Consider the following 20,554-nt stretch of genomic DNA (forward strand, 5'->3'; position numbering starts at 1 on the left):
CCTTATCGTCGGCAGCGTCAGATGTGTATAAGAGACAGCCACCCGCCGCCCCCCCGCGGCCGACGCCGACGCCCACGCCGTCGCCGGCCACGACATCGCCGTCGATGGAAGCGCGGCCATCAACAGGAACGTCGTGGTCGGGCGCGGACATCGGCGAGGTGGTGGCAGATCTGGTCGGCGGCGCCGATCTCGTTGTGGCCTCGCCCGGGTGGCCGCCGTCGTCGCCGCTGCTCGTCGCCGCAGCCGCGGCCGGGCTTCCCGTGTGGAGCGAGATCGAGCTGGCGTGGCGGCTCCGGGTGGATCGGACGCCGTCGGACCGTGATCCCGCGGGCCGGCGCGGCCCTGCGCTGGGGTTGGATGGTGCCGGTCCTGGCCCGGCGCCGTGGCTCGCCGTGACCGGAACCAACGGCAAGACCACCACCGTCGAGATGCTCGACTCGATCCTGCGGGCCGCCGGGCTGCGGTCCGTGGCGGTCGGGAACGTGGGCCGCCCGCTGATCGAGGCCGCGCTCGACCCCGAACTCGACGTGCTCGCCGTGGAACTGTCCAGCTTCCAGCTGCACCACACCCACACGATGGCGGCCGAGGCCGCCGCAGTCCTCAACCTGGCCCCCGACCACCTCGACTGGCACGGCTCCTTCGAGGCGTACGCCGCGGACAAGGGCCGCATCTACGAACGCGCCCAGGTGGCCTGCGTGTACAACAAGGCAGACCGGCACACCGAGGACCTCGTGCGCGCGGCCGACGTCGCCGACGGTGCCCGCGCCGTCGGGTTCGTCGCCGGCATCCCCGGACCCGGCGACGTCGGTCTGGTCGAGGACGTGCTCGTCGACCGCGCGTTCCACCTCGCCGCCGACGACCCCGCCCGCGGCGGCGGCGCCGCCGAGCTCGCCACCCTCGCCGACCTCGAGCACCTGTCCGGCGGCGTCACCCCGCCCGCGCACGTCGTGGCGAACGCCCTGGCCGCCGCCGCCCTGGCCCGCGCCCACGGCGTCCCGGCCGCCGCGGTGCGCGACGGACTGCGCGCCTTCGCCCCCGGCGACCACAGGATCCGGCGCGTCGCGGTCATCGACGACGTCACCTACGTGAACGACTCCAAGGCGACCAACGCGCACGCCGCGGCCGCGGCGCTCTCCGGCTTCCCGCACGGCACCGTCGTCTGGGTGGCCGGAGGCCTCGCGAAGGGCGCCGAGTTCGACGAGCTCGTCGCCGGCCGCGCCGACCGGCTGCGCGCCGCCGTCGTCATCGGAGCCGACGCCGCACCGATCACCGGCGCCCTCGAGCGACACGCGCCCGGGATCCCCGTGGTCCGAATCGATCCGGGCGACACTGGGACCGTGATGCGCCGGGCCGTCGCCGCCGCCCGCGGCCTCGCCCGGACAGGAGACACCGTGCTGCTGGCACCCGCCGGCGCGTCCATGGACCAGTTCGCCTCCTACGCCGAGCGTGGCGAGGCCTTCGCCGCCGCGGTGCGCCACGAGGCGCGGCGCGGCACCCGCGACGGTGAGCCCGACCAGACGCACGACGGGGCCGGGCACCAGCACTGACGAAGCGAGGGGAGCATGGCGACGACCTCGTCTGCCGGGAACGCGCGCGACGAGCGCGAGTGGCTGGGCCAGTGGAACAACGCCGTGACGAGCTACTTTCTGCTCGTCGGCGCCACGGGCCTGCTCACCGTCATCGGCCTCGTCATGGTGCTGTCCAGCTCCGCGGTCACCTCCATCGCCGACGGCGACTCCCCGTACCGCGACTTCGTCACCCAGGCGCAGTACGCGCTCATGGGCCTGCCCGTGATGCTCGTGGCCACGCGCGTGCCCCTGCGCTGGTACAAACGCCTCGCCCTGCCCGCCCTGCTGGTTGCGATCGTGCTGCTCTTCCTCGTGATCTTCCTCGGAGAGATCCGTAACGGGCAGCAGAACTGGCTGGTCCTCGGCCCGATCACCTTCCAGCCGTCCGAGCTCGCCAAGCTCGCGCTCGCGCTCTGGCTAGGTACCGTCCTCGGTCGCAAGCAGGCACTGCTGGGCTCCTGGTCGCACTCGATCATGCCCGCCGTGCCCGGCGCCGTCGTCGTGCTCGGACTGGTGCTGGCCGGCGGTGACCTCGGCACGGCCATCGTCGTCGGGATGCTGGTGGCCGGAGCCTTCGTGGTGGCCGGCGTGCCCGCCGGCCTGCTCGGCCTCGGAGCCGGCGTCGCCGGCGTCGTCGGCTACGTGTTCGTGGTCCTGCAGGAGAGCCAGGACCGCCTGGACCGCATCCTGGCCACGTACGGCGCCGACTGCGACGCGTCGAGCGAGTGCTACCAGTCCCTGCACGGGCTGTTCGGCCTCGGCACGGGCGGGCTGTGGGGAGTGGGGCTCGGAGCCGGCCGCGAGAAGTGGTCCTACCTGCCCGAGGCCCACAACGACTTCATCTACGCCGTGATCGGCGAGGAACTCGGCCTGCTGGGCACGCTGCTCGTCCTCGGCCTGTTCGCCGTCCTCGGGCTCGCGATGAGCCGGATCGTCCGGCGCCACGAGGACCCCTTCGTCAAGGTCACCACCGCCGCCGTGGCGTGCTGGATCGTCGGGCAGGGACTGGTGAACATCGGCGTGGTGATCGGCCTGCTGCCCGTGATCGGCGTGCCCCTGCCCCTGGTGTCGGCCGGCGGGTCCGCGCTCATCACGACCATGGGCGCGCTCGGGATGGTGATCTCCTTCGCCCGGACCGAACCGGGTGCGTCGGAGGCGCTCGCCGCACGCGGTAGCGTCATCCGCAGGTCGCTGGCCGTGCTCGGCGCGGCGACGAGAAAGAAACGATGACGAGGTGGAACTGAGTTGACCCAGACAAACGTCCGGTCGGTGGTGCTCGCCGGGGGCGGGACCGCGGGACATGTGAACCCCCTGCTCGCGGTCGCGGACGAGATCCGCCGCCGGGATCCTGAGGCCAGGGTGCTCGCCCTGGGGACCGCGACCGGCCTCGAGGCCGACCTGGTCCCGTCCCGCGGCTACGAGCTCCGGCACGTTCCCCGCGTACCACTGCCCCGCAAGCCCTCGGCCGACCTGTTCGCGCTGCCCGGCCGGCTGCGCGAGGCCGTGCACGCCGCCGAGGCGGCCATCGAGGAGATCGACGCGCAGGCCGTGGTCGGATTCGGCGGCTACGTGTCCACCCCCGCCTACCTCGCCGCCCGGCGCAAGGGCGTCCCCGTCGTGATCCACGAGCAGAACGCCCGCCCCGGCCTCGCCAACAAGCTCGGCGCCCGCTGGGCCGCCCGCGTCGGCCTCACCTTTCCCGGCACCCCGCTCAAGGGCGGCGTCGTGACAGGTCTGCCGCTGCGCGCCGAGATCGCCCGGCTCGTCGACGAACGCACCGCCGACACCGCCGCCGCCCGAGCGCGGGCGGCCGCCGCCCTCGGCCTCGACCCCGCCCGGCCCACCCTCGTCGTCACCGGCGGCTCCCTCGGGGCGCTCAGCCTCAACCGCGCCGTCGGCGGCGCCGCACGCGCCATCACCGCCACCGGCGCCCAGGTGCTGCACCTGACCGGCAAGGAGAAGGACGGCCCCGTACGGGAGGCCGCCGCGGCGCTGCCCCCTGAGACCGCCCCGCTCTACCAGGTGCGCGACTACCTCGCCGAGATGCAGCTCGCCCTCGCCGTCGCCGACCTCGTCGTGTGCCGCGCCGGCGCCGGGACCGTCGGGGAGCTCGCCGCCCTCGGCATCCCCGCCGTGTACGTCCCGCTGCCCATCGGCAACGGCGAGCAGCGGCTCAACGCCGCCCCCGTCGTCCAGGCCGGCGGCGGACTCCTCGTCGACGACGCCGACCTGACCACCGACTGGGTCACCGCCACGATCCCCGCCCTCCTCGGAGATCCCCAGCGGCTGGAGGTCATGGCCAAGGGCGCCGCGACCGCCGGCGTGCGCGACGGCGCCTCCCGCGTCGTCGACCTCGTCGCGGAGGCGATCGCGTGACCTACGCCGTCGCCGACCTCGGCAGGGTCCACATGATCGGCATCGGGGGAGCCGGCATGTCCGTCATCGCTCACCTGCTGCACGCCCGGGGGGTGCCCGTGCAGGGCTCCGACGGCGTCGACTCCGCCACCGTCACCCGCCTGCGCGACGCCGGTGTCCCGGTCTGGGTCGGGCACGACGCCGCGCACGTCTCCGGCGAGGACGGCGACGGCGACAGCCCCGCCGGCCCGGACGCGGACGGCGGCGGCCCGGTCGCCCGTACCGGTCCGGCCGACACGGTCGTCGTGTCCAGCGCCGTGCGCGACGGCAATCCCGAGCTCGCCGCCGCCCGCGCCGCCGGGTTGCGGGTGCTGCACCGGTCCGAGGCGCTCGCCGCCCTGATGGCAGGGGGCCGGGGCGTGGCGGTCGCGGGGGCGGCGGGCAAGACCACGACGTCCGCCATGCTCGCCGTGGTGCTGCGGGAGACCGGGGCCGACCCGTCCTACGCGATCGGCAGCACGGTCCGAACCGCCGGCACGGAGACCCCGGGCGGCCACCTCGGCTCCTCGGACATCCTGGTCGCCGAGGCGGACGAGTCCGACGGCTCCTTCCTCAACTACGAGCCCGTCGTCTCGGTCGTCACGAACGTGGAGCCGGACCACCTGGACCACTGGGGCACCACGGAGGCGATCCACGACGCGTTCGTGGAGTTCGCCGGACGCCTCAGGCCCGGCGGGATGCTGGTCGCGTGCGCCGACGACGACGGTTCGCTGGCGGTCGCGCGCCAGGTCACCGCGTCCGGAGGACGAGTGGTCACCTACGGCGAGTCGGCCGGCGCGGACGTGCGCGTCACGGACGTCACCACGACGGCCGACGGGGCCGGCGCGACCCTGACGGGAGCACCGCTCGGCCCGGAGCCGCTCGCGATGCGGCTGGTCGTCACGGGACGGCACAACGTGCTGAACGCGACGGCGGCGGTGGTCGCCGCCGTGCTGCTGGGTGTTCCGGCACGGGACGCCGTCGCGGCGGCGCGGGCGTTCACCGGCACCGGGCGCCGGTTCGAGCTGAGGGGCAGCGCCGGCGGGGTGCGCGTCGTCGACGACTACGCGCACCACCCCACCAAGGTGGCGGCGCTCCTGGAGGCGGCCCGTACCGTCGCCGCCCCCGGGCGCGTCCTGGTCCTGTTCCAGCCGCACCTGTTCTCGCGCACCCGGGACTTCGCCGCGGACTTCGCCCGCGTGCTGTCACCGGCGGACAAGGTGGTCGTCACCGGCGTGTACGCGGCGCGTGAGGACCCCGACCCGCAGGTGGGCCCGCGCACCATCACGGCGCTGATGTCGCCGGACACGGCCCGCGCCGTCGACGACATGCACGACGCCGCCCGCGAGGTGGCGGACCTGGCCCGGCCGGGGGACCTCGTGCTCACCGTGGGCGCTGGGGACGTCACCCTCCTCGGTCCCGAGATCCTGGACCGGCTCGCCGCGCGCGTGGCGGCGGGAGAACTGGCCGATGCGGGGACCGCACGCGGATGAGACCGCCGTCGACGCCCGCACGGCGGGGACAGCAACCGGCTCGGGGGGAGGACCGCGGGACGCGCCGCCAGGTGCGGGCGGAGCGTGAGGACGTGCCCGCGCCGGCGCGCCCCCCGGCCCAGGACGCCGATCCGGACAGCCCGGTCAGCGTCGTCGACCGCATCGCCGAGCGGGACGCGGAGCGTAGGGCCGTGGTCCGCACCCGCCGTTGGCGCCGCGCCGCCTGGACCGCGGGCGGCGTGGCGGCGGGTGCGGCGCTGGGCTGGCTGGCCTTCGTCTCGCCCGTGCTCGCGCTGGACCCCGCGGAGGTCCTGATCTCCGGGGAGGGCACCACGATCGACGTCGGCGACGTCCGTGACCAGATCCTCCCGGCAGGCGGCGTGCCGCTGCCGCGCCTCGACACGGTCGCCCTGCGTGAGCGGGTGCTGGAGCTGAACGGCGTCAAGGACGTGCGGATCATGCGCGACTGGCCGCGGGGGCTGACGGTCGAGCTCACCTCCCGGGAGCCGGTCGTGGCCGTGCCCGACGGCGGTGCGTACGCGCTGCTCGACGAGGACGCGGTGCGAGTGGGAACCGCCGGCTCGGCGCCCGGCGTGCCGGTGGTCAGCGTGCCGCTGACCGACGACGCCACCTCGCGGGCCGCCCTCTTCGCCGCGCTCGACGTCATGGCGGCGCTGCCGCCCGATCTCGTCGGCACGGTCACGTCGGTCACGGCCGGTACCCAGGACGACGTGCGCACCCGCCTGGAGGACGGGACGACGGTGGTCTGGGGGAGCGGCGACCGCCTCGAGCTGAAGGCGCGGGTGGTCACCACCCTGCGCGCCGCGGAGCCGGACGCGCGCATCATCGACGTCTCGTCACCGGACCTCCCGGTCACGCGCTGAGGCCGTCCTCTGTTGCCGCGGGCGGGTGAAATCACATGAGTGTGATTCGAGCGTGCGTCGCGGCGCGACACGCGCGACGATGTTCTTGGACCGGCAGTGGTACGCACATACCGTCGGAGTCAGCAGCAACGTGACATAACACTAACCCTCTACCTTAACCTGAGACTTTCTCGCAGGACAGGGGGCGGTCGCAACAACCCGGATCGAAAGGCGACGACGTGGCAACTCCGCAGAACTACCTGGCAGTGATCAAGGTGGTCGGCATCGGGGGCGGTGGTGTGAACGCCGTCAACCGCATGATCGAGGTCGGCCTCAAGGGTGTCGAGTTCATCGCGATCAACACCGACGCGCAGGCGCTTCTCATGTCGGACGCCGACGTCAAGCTCGACGTCGGGCGCGAGCTCACCCGTGGTCTGGGCGCCGGGGCGGACCCCGAGGTCGGCAAGAAGGCCGCCGAGGACCACGCCGAGGAGATCGAGGACGTGCTGCGCGGCGCGGACATGGTCTTCGTGACCGCCGGTGAGGGCGGCGGCACGGGCACGGGCGGCGCGCCGGTGGTGGCGCGCATCGCGCGGTCCCTCGGAGCCCTCACCGTCGGCGTCGTGACCCGCCCGTTCACCTTCGAGGGCCGCCGCCGCGCGGTCCAGGCGGACCAGGGCATCGAGAACCTGCGGGACGAGGTCGACACGCTGATCGTCATCCCGAACGACCGGCTGCTGTCCATGTCGGACCGCAACGTGTCCGCGATCTCCGCGTTCCACTCGGCCGACCAGGTGCTGCACTCCGGTGTCCAGGGCATCACCGACCTCATCACCACGCCCGGCCTGATCAACCTCGACTTCGCCGACGTGAAGTCCGTGATGCAGGGCGCCGGGTCCGCGCTCATGGGGATCGGCTCGGCCCGTGGTGAGGACCGGGCCGTTCAGGCAGCCGAGCTGGCGATCTCCTCGCCGCTGCTGGAGGCGTCGATCGACGGCGCCCACGGCGTGCTGCTCTCCATCCAGGGTGGCAGCGACCTCGGCCTGTTCGAGGTGCACGAGGCGGCGCGCCTGGTGCAGGAGGCCGCGCACCCGGAGGCCAACATCATCTTCGGCACGGTCATCGACGACGCCCTGGGCGACGAGGTGCGCGTCACGGTCATCGCCGCCGGGTTCGACGGCGGCGTCCCGCAGCAGCGCAAGGACTCCGGTGCGCTCGGCACGGTCGCGGGCGGGCGCAGCTCGGCCCTGGCCACCGCGCAGGTCCCCGCCGTCTCGTCCTCGGACGCGGCGCGCCGGGCGCCCGAGCCGGTGCCGGCGCCCCCGGGTGACGACCGGCCCGTGGCGATCCCGCCCGCGGCCGGGGTGACCACGCTGCCGCACGTCGTGACCGACGACGGCGGTGACGACGTACCCGAGAGCCTGGACGAACCGGCCGTGGTGGTCGCGCCCGCGTTCGACCGCCGCAACGCCGGGGACATGTCGGGTGGCGGCGCGCGCGTGGAGGTGCCGCCGCTGTACGACGAGTCGCGGCGGCCGGCAGACGAGCTGGACGTTCCCGACTTCCTGAAGTGACGCGCGCGGCGTGCCGGAGGACCCCGTAGGCTCGCGTCCATGACAGCGGCCACCGGTATCGACGCGATCTCCGTCGACCTGGGCGAGGGGGTTCGGGCCTTCTTCACCACGGCGTCCGGGGGCGTCTCCCCGGCGCCGTGGGCGGGCCCGTCCGGCCCCGGCCTCAACCTCGGCCTCAACGTGTCCGACGACGTCGTCCGTGTCCGGGAGAACCGGGCGCGGCTCGGTGTGGTCCTGGATGGGGCCCCGGTGGCGTTCGCCACCCAGGTGCACTCCGACCGGGTGATCCCGCTCGGCTCCCGGGACCGCTCACGGTGGTCCACCGAGCCGGCCCCGGAGTCGGCGGGCCACGGTGACGCGCTCGTGACGGCCGAACCCGGCCTGGGTCTGGGCGTCCTCGTCGCCGACTGCGTGCCCGTGCTGCTTGCCGACCCCGAGGCAGGAGTGGTCGGCGTCGCGCACGCCGGGCGCAAAGGTACCGCCGCCGGCGTCGCCCTGCGCGCGCTGGAGTCCATGACCGAGCGGGGCGCCCGTCCCGACCGGGTGCGGGCCGCGGTGGGCCCGGCGGTGTGCGGTCGCTGCTACGAGGTGCCCGACGAGCTGCGGGACGAGGTCTCCGCAGCGGTACCGAGCGCCTTCGCCCGGACATCCTGGGGGACACCGGCGCTCGACCTGCCCGCCGCGGTCAGCGCCCAGCTCTCCGGCGCGGGAGTCGCCGTGACACGGGTCCGGCGGTGCACCCTCGAGGACGAGACGTTTTTCTCCCATCGCCGCGCGACGGCTCGCGGCACGGCGACGGGCCGGCAGGCGGGCGTCGTCGCGCTGGCCTGAGGCCCGCGCCGCCTCTCCGCGGCGGGAGCACGGCGCTCCCACGGCGATGTCAGACACTCCGGTTACCGTTCGAGACCTGACCTGCAGAAGCACAAAGCTGTAATTTCAGGGGGCGCAAGTTGAACAACTTTGGCAAAGTTGGTCACGGCGCGGCGTGTCGCACTTCGGTGTCGGAACGCGCCAGGCTACTTTTGTCAAGCCGCCCGGGTTCGTGCGGTGACACGCAGGCAGACCGGATGGCAGAGAAGGACTCGCAAGAGGGCGACGAACGGAGAGAGCGATGGCCGGAGCGCTTCGAAAGACCATGCTGTATCTGGGCCTCGCCGACGAGCAGGGCGAGCGGGACGCGTACTACGACGAGTACGAGGACGTGGAGGAGACCGTGCAGGACCACCGACACGCCCAGGTGACCCCGCTGCACCCTGACGGCGCCCCCGGCGACGTCCCGTTGTCGACGTCGGAGCTGCGCCGCATCACCACGGTGCACCCGCGCTCGTACAACGACGCGCGGATGATCGGCGAGGCGTTCCGCTCGGGTACCCCGGTCATCATGAATCTCACCGACATGGACGACGCCGACGCCAAGCGCCTGGTCGACTTCTCGGCGGGCCTGATCTTCGGGCTGCACGGCTCGATCGACCGCGTCACCAACAAGGTCTTCCTGCTGTCGCCGGAGCACGTGGAGATCGCCGGCGAGGAGCAGGTCGAGCAGCCGCCCGCCGGTAAGGGCGGCTTCTACAACCAGAGCTGACAGCACCCCTGCGGGGCCGGTTCCTGCCGACCGGTCGGGCGCGCCGGGCATCGGTCACCGATGCCCGGCGCGCCCTTCTGTGTGCGCGTCCCGCGGTGCGCTGGTACCGCACGGCAGCGTGCATCGCGTAGGTTGGTCCCGTGGCTCTGTTCTGGGGAATCATCAACTTCGCGTTGTTCGCGTTCCTGCTGCTCCTGATCGGGCGGTTGATCTTCGACTGGGTGCAGTACTTCGCCCGCGACTGGCGGCCGTCCGGGGTGGCCCTTGTGCTCGCCGAGGCCATCTACACCGTCACGGACCCGCCCCTGCGGGCGCTGCGGCGGATCATCCCGCCGCTCCGGCTGGGCTCGGTGCAGTTGGACCTTGCTTTCATGGTGCTCTTCTTCCTGGTGGTTATTGCCAGGCAGATCGTCGGCGGGCTTGCATTCGCCGCCGCGTGACTGTGACCCTTGTCATGGTGCATGTGATGAGTTCGTGACCGGACGGGGTCCTGGTGTCCAGCCCGGTAACAATCCGCTAACGTGGGAACCCGGCGGATGCGCCGGCAGCCACCGTCGTCGGTGAGCGCCCGTGTTCCGCCGAGCAATTCCGGCTTCAAGGCATTGAGGTGACATGCATGGCACTGCTGACAGCTGAGGACATCCTGAACAAGAAGTTCTCTGCAACAAAGTTCCGTGAAGGGTATGACGTCGAGGAAGTCGACGACTTTCTTGACGAGGTGGTGCGGACCCTCACGTCCGTCCAGGAGGAGAACGAAGGGCTGCACTCCAAGCTGGCAGCCGCCGAGCGGCGTATTGCCGAGCTGTCGCGCGGGGAGGGTGCCGCGCAGCGTCAGGCAACCCCGGCGCCGGCCCCGGCTCCCGCCCCGGTCGCGGCGCCGATGGCCGGTCCGCAGGGTGCGCCCGAGCCGGAGAACGCCACAGGGATGCTCCAGCTGGCGCAGAAGCTGCACGACGACTACGTGCGTTCCGGCCAGGAGGAGGGCGACCGCCTGATCACCGAGGCGAAGGCCGAGGGTGCCAGGATCGTGCGGGACGCCGAGGAGACGAGCCACCGCACCCTGTCGCAGCTCGAGCAGGAGCGTTCGCTGCTGGAGCGCAAGATCGACGAGCTGCGTCTCTTCGAGCGCGACTATCGCACACGCCTGAAGAGCTTCCTGCAGAACCTGCTCGGCGACCTCGACGCCCGCGGCTCCGCGCTCCCACAGGGGCGCGGCCCCCAGCAGCAGGGCCGTCCCGCGGAGATGGCTCAAGGAATCTGACGCCCCGGCGGGCGGAGCGGCCGCAGGCCTCCGTCCGCGGTCGCAAGGGCGCCGAGCGCCGGCCCCGGAAGACGACCTCATTGCCACCGGCGCGCGGCGGCACGGTCAGCGGCCCGTACAGCGCGGAATCGCCGTTCTCACGGCGAGTCCCGTTGTGCGGGCCGCTACTTGTGCCTACGCTGCTCGGACTTGACCCGGGGCGGCCGTGAAGGGGTACCCATGACCAAGATTTCGACGACGACGCGCACCGCGCTGAAGCAGTCGTTTCCGAACCTTGCCAAAGATGTGAAGAAGTTCCCGGTGCGCGATGGCGAGGACCCGTGGACGCTGCGTGAGGTCGAGGAGCTCGCGGTCCTCCTGCTCGAGGACAAGGAGCGCCTGGAGGGCGAGCTGCGGGCGGCCGATGCCGAGCTCAGCGACCTCCTGCGCAACTCCGGCGACGGCGCGGGCGACGACCAGGCGGACTACGGCTCGAGCGCGCTCGAGCGCGAGCAGGAGTTGACGCTCGTCAACAACATGCGCGACCTGTTGGAGCAGACGGAGCATGCCATCGACCGCATCGCGGCGGGCACCTACGGTGTCTGCGAGGTCACGGGCCTGCCCATCGGAAAGGCGCGGCTCCAGGCCTTCCCGCGAGCCACGCTCTCGGTGGAGGCAAAAGCTCGCGAAGAGCGTCGCTGAGCGCTTTTTCGGGATGGTTCTCGCTGTCCGTGTCGAGCGGATATCTGCTCGAATATCAATGTGGTGATGTCCGGGTTGCGGTTGTTGCTGGCGCATTGTGTTGAGATTCTATCGTGAAATGTCGCATTCATCATTGATGTTTCTCCTGACGTTCCGATTGACATGATGTATTTCTCGACAGATGCTCTTCTCGATGAATCACACGCATGTCATTCATGCGTGTGATTCGTCGGTTATCACACGACGCTATCGAGGAGACACAATGAAGCGAGGAATCCGTGCGGCAGGTCGTGCGGTTGCGGCCGTGGTCATGGCGGCCGGCGTGGTCGGCGCCGCCGCGACGGGTGCGAGCGCGGCGACCAGCGCCGAGAGCGTGGCCCAGGCCGCGGGCGACGGCAGCCTCAACGTGCTGAACAACGTCTGTGTCGCGCCGTGGTACTGGGAGGGTCCGGGCAACGCCAGCAACAGCGGCAACCTGACCAGCTACGTGGCCTGCAACGGCGAGCAGGCGGAGCTCGGCGGCGAGGGCTCGATCAACGTGCTCAACAACGTCTGCCTCCTGCCGTGGCACTGGGACGGCCCGCTGAACCTGCTCAGCACGGCCAACGTGACCGAGTACACGGCCTGCAACGCGCAGCCCGCCACCGTCCAGTCGGTCTACTGACCGTCCGCGGGGCCTGCGGCTGAAGCAGGCTGCCGCGTACGTTCGTGCGGTACGGCGCCGCCTTGGCGGCGCCGGATCTGGTGAGGCCCTTTCCCGGAACCCGGGAAAGGGCCTCACCTACTTCTGCCGCGTTCCGGGTGCCGGGGATCTCGCGGCCGTGCCGCATTGTCCTTCCGAGAGGCGTGTGACGTTCTTGGGAAGGGGCACGCGGCCGCGGTCCGCCCATCGCTCGCCGCATGGGAGACTTTGCCTGATGTCTACTCCCGCAGAATCCTCCGCCTCGGCCGGCGACGAGATGAGCTCCCCGGCCACGCCCCCGCCGTCGGGCAGCCGCGTGCTGATCGCCTGGACCGGCGTTCTCGCGGCCGGTGTCCTCGTGGCCGACCAGCTCACCAAGTGGTGGGCGGAGTCGGCCCTCAGCACGGGCGGGGAGCCGGTCGAGCTGATCGGGGATCTCCTCCAGCTGCGGCTCGTGTACAACTCGGGTGCCGCGCTGTCCATCGCCACGGGGATGACCTGGGTACTCACGATCATCGTGGTGGCCGTGGTGATCGCGATCCTGCGGCTGATGCGCAGGATCGGCTCGCGGGGCTGGGCGGTGTCGCTCGGCCTGCTGCTCGGCGGCGCCGTGGGGAACCTCGTGGACCGTCTGCTGCGTGACCCCGGGTTCGCGCGCGGCCACGTGGTCGACTTCATCGACTACGCCGGATTCTTCGTGGGGAACGTCGCCGACATCGCCATCGTGGTGGCCGCGGTGTGGATCGCGGTCCTCTCCCTCCTGGGGATCGGCGTCGACGGACGCCGCGACGGCGCCGAGCGCGACCCGGCGTCGGGCGGGAACGATGCCCCCGCGTCGTCCGGTGACGGCGACGGCAGCGGTGACGCCGACGGCGCCGACGCGCCCGGCCGCCCGGCCGGGTCCGTCTGATGCCGCTGCGCACCCTGCCCGTCCCCGACGGGCTCGACGGCGACCGCGTGGACGCCGCTCTCGCCCGGATGCTCGGGTTCTCCCGGACACGGGCGGCCGACCTGGCGGCGTCGGGCGCCGTGCGGCTGGACGGCCGTGAGGTCGGCAAGTCGGACCGCGTCCTGGCCGGTTCGAGCCTCGAGGTGGACGTGCCCGACGAACGTCCGGCGGCGGAGGTCGTCGCCGAGCCGGTCGAAGGCATGGCCATCGTGCACGACGACGACGACGTCGTCGTGATCGACAAACCCGTCGGTGTCGCAGCGCACCCGTCGCCCGGCTGGACCGGGCCGACCGTGGTCGGGGCACTGGCCGCGGCCGGCTACCAGATCTCCACCTCGGGTGCGCCCGAGCGGCAGGGGATCGTGCACCGGCTCGACGTCGGCACGTCGGGCCTGATGGTGGTCGCGAAGTCGGAGGCCGCGTACTCCGCGCTGAAGCGGGCGTTCAAGGAGCGCACCGTCGAAAAGGTCTACCACGCGCTCGCGCAGGGCCACCCGGACCCGACGTCGGGCACCATCGACGCACCGATCGGCCGGCATCCGAGCGCGGACTGGAAGTTCGCGGTGACGGCCGACGGGAAGCCGTCGGTGACGCACTACGAGACCCTCGAGATGCTGCCCGCCGCCTCACTGGTCGAGGTGCACCTGGAGACCGGGCGGACGCATCAGATCCGCGTGCACTTCGCCGCGTTGCGGCATCCCCTGGTCGGAGACCTGACCTACGGTGCCGACCCGGTGCTGGCGAGCCGGGCGGGGATCACCCGGCAGTGGCTGCACGCGGTGCGCCTCGGGTTCGACCACCCGGGAACGGGGGAGTGGCTGGAGGTCACCTCCCAGTACCCGGCCGACCTCGAGGCCGCGCTGGAGGCGGTCGGGGGAGACTACCGCTGAGGCGGTGACCGTGCAGGCCCCGGCAGCGCCGGACCGGCACTCGGCCTGTGCCCGACCGCACCCGGATCGCACGGTCAGGGGCCGGTTCCGGCACCGCGAGGCCCCGCCCGTGGAGGCGGCGCCGGGGGCGTGCCCCTGACCTTTCCCGCACCCTGCGCGTTGCTCTTCGTCCGTGTCCGACACCCCGCATAGGATCGGCCCATGCCCACCGCGACTGCTCCCTCCGCCGCCTCGAAGAGCGAGGATTTCGTCCACCTCCATGTCCACACCGAGTTCTCCATGCTGGACGGTGCGGCACGGATCGGGGACCTCATGGAGGAGGTCGGGCGGCAGGGCCAGACGGCAATCGCGACCACCGACCACGGGTACCTGTTCGGCGCCCACGAGTTCTGGGCGCAGGCCACGAAGGCGGGCATCAAGCCCATCATCGGGGTCGAGGCGTACGTGACGCCGGGAACCAGCCGCTTCGACCAGACGCGCGTGCGGTACGGCGAGCAGGGCCAGGAGTCCGACGACGTCTCGGCGCGTGGCGCGTACACGCACATGACGCTGCTGAGCAAGAACAACACGGGCATGCACAACCTGTTCCGCGCCTCGTCGCTCGCGTCCATCGAGGGGCAGATGGGCAAGTGGCCCCGGATGGACCGCGAGCTTCTGGAGCGCTACTCCGAGGGCCTCATCGCGACCACGGGCTGCCCGTCCGGCGAGGTCCAGGTGCGCCTGCGCCTCGGGCAGTGGGACGAGGCGGTGCGCCAGGCGGGTGAGCTGCAGGAGATCTTCGGCAAGGAGAACTACTTCGTCGAGCTGATGGACCACGGGCTCGAGATCGAGACCCGGGTGACCAAGCAGCTCCTGGAGCTGGCCAAGCACATCGGCGCCCCCCTGGTGGCCACGAACGACCTCCACTACGTGCAGGAGGGCGACGCCACCAGCCAGGAGGCCCTGCTCGCCATCAACTCCGGGTCCACGCTGGACGACCCGAACCGGTTCAAGTTCGACGGCACCGGCTACTACGTGAAGTCGGCCGCCCAGATGCGGCAGATCTTCGCCGAGTTCCCCGAGGCCTGCGACAACACGCTGCTCATCGCCGAGCAGTGCGAGGTGTCCTTCGACACGAGCGCCAACTACATGCCGCGCTTCCCCGTGCCGGACGGCGAGGACGAGATCTCCTGGTTCGTCAAGGAGGTCGAGGCGGGGCTGCACCGCCGCTACCCGTCCGGCATCCCGGACGCCGTGCGCAAGCAGGCCGAGTACGAGACCGACGTCATCATCCAGATGGGGTTCCCGGGGTACTTCCTCGTGGTCGCCGACTTCATCAACTGGTCCAAGGCGCAGGGGATCCGTGTGGGACCGGGTCGTGGCTCCGCGGCGGGCTCGATGGTGGCCTACGTCATGGGCATCACCGAGCTCGACCCGCTCGAGCACGGCCTGATCTTCGAGCGGTTCCTCAACCCCGAGCGCGTGTCGATGCCCGATGTCGACGTGGACTTCGACGAGCGCCGGCGCGGTGAGGCCATCCAGTACGTCACCGAGAAGTACGGCGACGACCGCGTGGCGATGATCGTCACCTACGGCACCATCAAGGCCAAGCAGGCGCTCAAGGACTCCGCCCGGCTGCTCGGCTTCCCCTTCGCCATGGGGGAGAAGCTCACCAAGGCGATGCCGCCCGCCGTGATGGGCAAGGACATCCCGCTGTCCGGGATCTTCGACCCCAAGCACCCCCGGCACGCCGAGGCGTCCGAGTTCCGGCAGCTGCACGACACCGACCCCGAGGCGCAGCGCGTCGTCGAGCTCGCGCGCGGCATCGAGGGGCTGAAGCGCCAGTGGGGCGTGCACGCCGCGGGCGTCATCATGTCCAGCGACCCGCTCATCGACATCATCCCGATCATGAAGCGCCTCCAGGACGGCGCCATCATCACGCAGTTCGACTACCCCACGTCCGAGGGCCTCGGCCTGATCAAGATGGACTTCCTGGGGCTGCGCAACCTCACGATCCTCGACGACGCGCTCGAGAACATCGTGATGAACGGCAAGGGCCCCGTCGACATCGAGAACGTCGCACTCGACGACAAGCCGACCTACGAACTGCTCGCCAGCGGCAACACGCTCGGCGTGTTCCAGCTCGACGGCGGGGCGATGCGTTCCCTGCTGCGGCAGATGCGGCCCGACAACTTCGAGGACGTCTCCGCCGTCATCGCCCTGTACCGGCCCGGTCCGATGGGCATGAACTCGCACATCAACTACGCGCTGCGCAAGAACGGGCAGCAGAAGATCGAGGCGATCCACCCGGACGTCAGGGAGCCGTTCGCCGAGATCCTGGACGAGACCTACGGCCTGATCGTCTACCAGGAGCAGGTCCAGCGCGCCGCCCAGATCATGGCCGGGTACTCGCTCGGGCAGGCCGACCTGCTGCGCCGCGCCATGGGCAAGAAGAAGCCCGAGGTGCTGGCCAAGGAGTACGTGAACTTCGAGAAGGGCGCGAGGGAGAAGGGCTACAAGCCCGATGCGATCAAGGCGGTCTGGGACACGCTGGTCCCGTTCGCCGGGTACGCCTTCAACAAGGCACACTCCGCCGGCTACGGCCTCGTCGCGTACTGGACGGCCTTCCTCAAGGCGAACTACCCGGCCGAGTACATGGCCGCGCTGCTGCAGTCGGTGGGTGACAACAAGGACAAGATGGCGCTCTATCTCAACGAGTGCCGTCGCATGGGCATCACCGTCCTCCCGCCGGACGTCAACGACTCGGCCGTGAAGTTCACCGCGGTCGGAACCGACATCCGCTTCGGCCTCACCGGTGTGCGGAACGTGGGCAAGAACGTGGTCGACGCGATCGTCGCAGCCCGTGAGGAGCACGGCGCCTACACCTCGTTCACCGATTTCCTGGACAAGGTGCCCGCCGTGGTCTGCAACAAGCGCACCATCGAGTCGCTCGTCAAGGCCGGCGCCTTCGACTCCCTCGGGCACACGCGGCGCTCGCTGCTCGTCGTGCACGAGCAGGCGGTCGACTCCGTGATCAGCGTCAAGCGCAAGGAGGCGGAGGGCCAGTTCGACCTGTTCGCCGACCTGGGCGGCGGTGACGCGGGCGACGACGGCGGGATGAGCTTCGCGGTCGAGGTACCCGACCTGCCGGACTGGGAGAAGAAGCAGAAGCTCGCCTTCGAACGGGAGATGCTGGGCCTGTACGTCAGTGACCACCCGCTGTCCGGTCTGGACCATGTGCTGTCACGGGCGTCGGACACGTCGGTGGCCTCCCTGCTCGGGGACGGTGAGCGGCCGGAGAACTCCGTGGTCACGGTTGCCGGCCTGCTCACGTCCGTGCAGCGGAAGATGAGCAAGAACGGCAACCCCTGGGCCGCGGTCACCCTCGAGGATCTCGAGGGTGCGGTCGAGGTGATGTTCTTCGGCGAGACGTACCTGGCCTACTCCACGGTCCTGGCCGAGGACCAGGTCGTGGTGCTGCGCGGCAAGGTGCGCAAGCGCGACGACCAGGTCTCGCTGCAGGCGATGGAGGTCGCGCTGCCGGACATCACCGTGGGTGCGGACTCCCCGCTCGGTGTCACCGTGCCGCACACCCGCGCGGTCGAGCCCGTGATGGTGCGCCTTCGGGAGGTCCTGGCAGACCACCCCGGGTCGGCCGAGGTGCACGTGGCGGTGGACGAACCCGGCAAGCGGACGATCGTCCGGGCCGCGGACTCGCTCCGCGTCGAGAAGACCCCGGCGCTGTTCGGCGACCTCAAGGCCCTGCTCGGGCAGAGCTGCCTGTCATGAGCGATCCCACGAGTGTGCGAGAGGACGGGACCACCACCGTGCCCCTGGAGAACGACCGCTACGACGAACGGGACCACGAGCGGTTCGCGCTGGTGCCTGCCGCATACGTGGTGCTGCGGCGCCAGGCGCGGCCGGACCAGTGGGCCCGCGTGGGGGCACGGTCCGGGCAGGGCGCGCCCGGTCCCGGTGAGGTCCTGCTCCAGCTGCGCCAGAACACCGGGTACCGGGACGGCTTCTGGGCCTGTGCCGCGGCAGGCCATGTCGAGGAGGGCGAGTCCGTCGTCGAGGCGGCCGTGCGGGAGGCAGCCGAGGAGCTCGGCGTGACGGTCGACCCGGCCGACCTGCGGCCGCTCACAGTGCTGCACCGCGGCGAGCCCGGCGGCCCCGCCGTCGAGCAGCGTGTCGACTTCTTCTTCGAGACCACGCGCTGGGCCGGGACGCCGCGGATCCTGGAGCCGGAGAAGGCCGCGGACCTCGCATGGGTGCCGCTCGCCGAGCCGCCCGTGTCACTGGTGCCGCACGAGGCCGTCGTGCTGGACGCGCTTCGCGTCCGTGAGACCGGCGGGCCCGAGGTGCCGCCCCTCATGACCGTCGGGTTCGGCACGGCGGGAGGTGCCCGGTGATCCGGCTCAACCCGGAACAGCTCGTCTTCGTCACCGAGCGCCACCTGGCCACGCTCACCACGCTGCGCCAGGACGGCACACCGCACGTGGTTCCCGTGGCGTTCACCTGGGACGCCGCCGCCGGCGTCGTGCGCATCACGGCGAACCGCGGCTCGGTCAAGGCACGTAACGCGCGAGGCTACCCGCCGCGCGAAGGCTCCCCACGGGCGGCGGTGTGCCAGGTCGACGGGGGCCGCTGGATCACTCTGGAGGGACAGATCGACGTCAGCGAGGACCCGGACGAGATCACGGCCGCCGTGGCGCGGTATGCGAAGCGGTATCGCGAGCTGCGCCCGAACCCGGAGCGCATCGTGCTGCGGCTGACCCCGGACAAGGTCATGTCCAGCACCTACATGGCCTGACACCTGCATGGCCTGATACGGGCCCGCCTCAGCCGACGACGGCGCTGGCCTCCCCGTCCGGCCCCTGCACGGTCACGCGATCCCCGCGCGCGAGCTGCCGGCCCCGGCGGGTCTCCGTGAGGCCGTTGACCAGGACGTCGCCACCGGTGACGAGCTCACGAGCCTGGACGCCGTCCTCGGCGAGGCTCGCCAGCTTGAGGAACTGCCCGAGCCGGATCGACTCGTCCCGGATCGGGACGCGGTCGGGGTCGGGCAGGGCACCGGGCTGGGGGTCGCGGATCTTCACGGCTCCATCATCGCGCATCATCGTGGGCGTCCGTCCCCTGCCCGGCGTCTTCCGCGCCGGCCCGGCACTCCGCGGCCTGGCCGGCGTTCTCCTCCGACCGTTCCTCTCATCCCCCGCGGCGCTCCGTCCATGACCCGGCCGCGACACCCCGCGCCCGGCGGCGGAAACTAGACTGATCCGCGTGATCCAGCGCATCGATCTGACCGGGCGCGACCTGACGTCCCCGGCCGCCCGCCGAGACCTGCTTGCCACCCTGCCGCGTGCCGAGCTGCGCGTGGACGACGCCGTCCGCGTCGTCGAGCCGATGCTGCATCAGGTGCGCGAGGACGGCGCGGAGGCGCTGCGCGACATCGCCGAACGGTTCGACGGCGTGCGGCCCGAACACCTGCGCGTCCCGCCGGGAGCGATCGCGAATGCTCTTGAGAACCTCGCCCCGGACGTCCGTGACGGCCTGACCGAGGCGATCCGCCGCGTGCGCGAGGTGCACGCCGCCCAGGTCCCCGCCGAACGGGTCACGGAGCCTGCCCCGGGCGCCGTCGTGCGCCAGCGGTACGTGCCCGTGCAGCGCGTGGGTCTCTACGCGCCCGGCGGCCTGGCCGTCTACCCGTCGAGCGTCGTCATGAACGTCGTCGCGGCGCAGACCGCCGGCGTGCCCGGCATCGCGCTGGCGTCCCCGCCGCAGAAGGACCACGGCGGCCTCCCGCACCCCACGATCCTGGCGGCGTGCGCGCTGCTCGGCGTCGACGAGGTGTACGCCGTCGGCGGTGCGCAGGCCGTGGCGATGTTCGCCTACGGGGCGGCGGGCACCGCGCCGCAGGACGGCGAGACGTTGTGCGAGCCGGTCGACGTCGTCACCGGCCCCGGAAACGTGTACGTCGCCGCGGCCAAGCGCCTCGTGCGCGGCGTGGTCGGGATCGACGCCGAGGCAGGACCCACCGAGATCGCGGTCCTCGCCGACCGTACCGCCGACGCCACCCACGTCGCCCTCGACCTGATCAGCCAGGCCGAGCACGACCCGATGGCGGCCTCCGTGCTGGTCACGGAATCCGTCGAGCTCGCCGACGCGGTCGCCGGCCGGCTGGCGGACCTCGCCGCCGCCACCAAGCACAGCCGGCGCGTGGCCACGGCCCTGGAGGGCCCGCAGTCCGCCGTCGTGCTCGTGGACGACATGGAAGCGGGCCTCGCCGTCGTCGACGCCTACGGCGCGGAGCACCTGGAGATCCAGACGGCCGACGCCCCGGCACTCGCGGACCGCGTGCACAACGCGGGCGCCATCTTCGTGGGACCGTGGTCCCCGGTGTCCCTCGGCGACTACCTGGCCGGGTCCAACCACGTGCTGCCCACCGGTGGTACGGCGCGGTTCGCCAGCGCGCTCGGGGTGCACTCGTTCCTCAAGCCCGTTCAGGTCATCGAGTACACCCGGGATGCGTTGGAGCAGGTGGCCGGGCACATCACGGCCGTCGCGGAGGACGAGGACCTTCCGGCGCACGGCGAGGCCGTGCGGGGCCGGTTCCGCTGACGTCCTGCTCCCGGCTCGGT

The 20,554-nt window shown here is 71.8% G+C and carries 19 protein-coding genes; 18 read left to right on the top strand and 1 reads right to left on the bottom strand.

Annotation, left to right across the window (positions count from 1 at the left end):
* Positions 1-104 precede the first annotated feature (104 nt).
* The 17 genes from murD to HGK34_RS10865 all read left to right on the top strand — a co-directional run bounded on the left by murD (position 105) and on the right by HGK34_RS10865 (position 18,729).
* Complete coding sequence (gene murD / locus HGK34_RS10785) at positions 105-1,547, top strand: UDP-N-acetylmuramoyl-L-alanine--D-glutamate ligase (RefSeq protein WP_201847047.1); 1,443 nt, start codon at positions 105-107, stop codon at positions 1,545-1,547.
* A gap of 15 nt (positions 1,548-1,562) precedes the next feature.
* Entirely contained in the window at positions 1,563-2,798 is a 1,236-nt protein-coding gene (ftsW, locus tag HGK34_RS10790) for a putative lipid II flippase FtsW (protein ID WP_201847049.1), read from the top strand.
* Positions 2,799-2,813: 15 nt separating this feature from the next.
* On the top strand, positions 2,814-3,944 hold the full coding sequence (murG, locus tag HGK34_RS10795) for an undecaprenyldiphospho-muramoylpentapeptide beta-N-acetylglucosaminyltransferase (RefSeq protein ID WP_201847051.1): 1,131 nt from the start codon (positions 2,814-2,816) through the stop codon (positions 3,942-3,944).
* A gap of 32 nt (positions 3,945-3,976) precedes the next feature.
* Entirely contained in the window at positions 3,977-5,455 is a 1,479-nt protein-coding gene (gene murC / locus HGK34_RS10800; RefSeq protein WP_201847170.1) for a UDP-N-acetylmuramate--L-alanine ligase, read from the top strand.
* A 92-nt stretch (positions 5,456-5,547) separates the two neighbouring features.
* Positions 5,548-6,339 (top strand): cell division protein FtsQ/DivIB, encoded by a 792-nt coding sequence (locus HGK34_RS10805; protein WP_307815902.1) that lies wholly within the window; start codon positions 5,548-5,550, stop codon positions 6,337-6,339.
* Between the two features lie 218 nt (positions 6,340-6,557).
* Positions 6,558-7,892 carry a cell division protein FtsZ gene (gene ftsZ, locus HGK34_RS10810; protein WP_201847054.1) on the top strand — a complete coding sequence of 445 codons (1,335 nt, stop codon included), beginning with the start codon at positions 6,558-6,560 and terminating at the stop codon, positions 7,890-7,892.
* Positions 7,893-7,931: 39 nt separating this feature from the next.
* Positions 7,932-8,723, top strand: coding sequence for a peptidoglycan editing factor PgeF (gene pgeF, locus HGK34_RS10815; protein ID WP_201847056.1), 792 nt, complete (start codon positions 7,932-7,934; stop codon positions 8,721-8,723).
* Between the two features lie 280 nt (positions 8,724-9,003).
* Entirely contained in the window at positions 9,004-9,474 is a 471-nt protein-coding gene (locus HGK34_RS10820; RefSeq protein ID WP_201847058.1) for a cell division protein SepF, read from the top strand.
* 140 nt (positions 9,475-9,614) lie between these two features.
* Entirely contained in the window at positions 9,615-9,914 is a 300-nt protein-coding gene (locus tag HGK34_RS10825) for a YggT family protein (protein ID WP_201847060.1), read from the top strand.
* A gap of 176 nt (positions 9,915-10,090) precedes the next feature.
* Positions 10,091-10,735 (top strand): DivIVA domain-containing protein, encoded by a 645-nt coding sequence (locus tag HGK34_RS10830; RefSeq protein WP_201847062.1) that lies wholly within the window; start codon positions 10,091-10,093, stop codon positions 10,733-10,735.
* A gap of 219 nt (positions 10,736-10,954) precedes the next feature.
* Positions 10,955-11,416 (top strand): TraR/DksA family transcriptional regulator, encoded by a 462-nt coding sequence (locus HGK34_RS10835; protein ID WP_201847064.1) that lies wholly within the window; start codon positions 10,955-10,957, stop codon positions 11,414-11,416.
* A 262-nt stretch (positions 11,417-11,678) separates the two neighbouring features.
* A complete protein-coding gene (locus tag HGK34_RS10840) occupies positions 11,679-12,080 on the top strand; it encodes a hypothetical protein (protein WP_201847066.1) in 402 nt (133 codons plus the stop codon).
* A 253-nt stretch (positions 12,081-12,333) separates the two neighbouring features.
* Positions 12,334-13,008, top strand: coding sequence for a signal peptidase II (locus HGK34_RS10845; protein ID WP_201847068.1), 675 nt, complete (start codon positions 12,334-12,336; stop codon positions 13,006-13,008).
* Complete coding sequence (locus tag HGK34_RS10850; RefSeq protein WP_201847070.1) at positions 13,008-13,937, top strand: RluA family pseudouridine synthase; 930 nt, start codon at positions 13,008-13,010, stop codon at positions 13,935-13,937. The genes HGK34_RS10845 and HGK34_RS10850 overlap by 1 nt, the downstream gene beginning before the upstream one ends.
* Before the next feature lie 201 nt (positions 13,938-14,138).
* Positions 14,139-17,705, top strand: coding sequence for a DNA polymerase III subunit alpha (gene dnaE, locus HGK34_RS10855; RefSeq protein ID WP_201847072.1), 3,567 nt, complete (start codon positions 14,139-14,141; stop codon positions 17,703-17,705).
* Positions 17,702-18,328, top strand: a complete 627-nt coding sequence (locus HGK34_RS10860; RefSeq protein ID WP_201847074.1) for an NUDIX domain-containing protein — start codon at positions 17,702-17,704, stop codon at positions 18,326-18,328. Before dnaE ends, HGK34_RS10860 begins: the two co-directional genes overlap by 4 nt.
* Complete coding sequence (locus tag HGK34_RS10865; protein WP_201847076.1) at positions 18,325-18,729, top strand: pyridoxamine 5'-phosphate oxidase family protein; 405 nt, start codon at positions 18,325-18,327, stop codon at positions 18,727-18,729. Before HGK34_RS10860 ends, HGK34_RS10865 begins: the two co-directional genes overlap by 4 nt.
* Positions 18,730-18,757: 28 nt before the next feature.
* On the opposite strand, the gene HGK34_RS10870 is transcribed toward HGK34_RS10865, so the two are convergent.
* Positions 18,758-19,015, bottom strand: coding sequence for an RNA-binding S4 domain-containing protein (locus tag HGK34_RS10870; RefSeq protein WP_307815903.1), 258 nt, complete (start codon positions 19,013-19,015; stop codon positions 18,758-18,760).
* Positions 19,016-19,196: 181 nt separating this feature from the next.
* Between HGK34_RS10870 and hisD the strand changes: the two genes are divergently transcribed.
* A complete protein-coding gene (gene hisD, locus HGK34_RS10875) occupies positions 19,197-20,534 on the top strand; it encodes a histidinol dehydrogenase (protein WP_201847077.1) in 1,338 nt (445 codons plus the stop codon).
* Positions 20,535-20,554 lie beyond the last annotated feature (20 nt).

Origin of the sequence: Myceligenerans indicum (assembly GCF_016742955.1) — a bacterium.
Classification (GTDB): domain Bacteria; phylum Actinomycetota; class Actinomycetes; order Actinomycetales; family Cellulomonadaceae; genus Myceligenerans; species Myceligenerans indicum.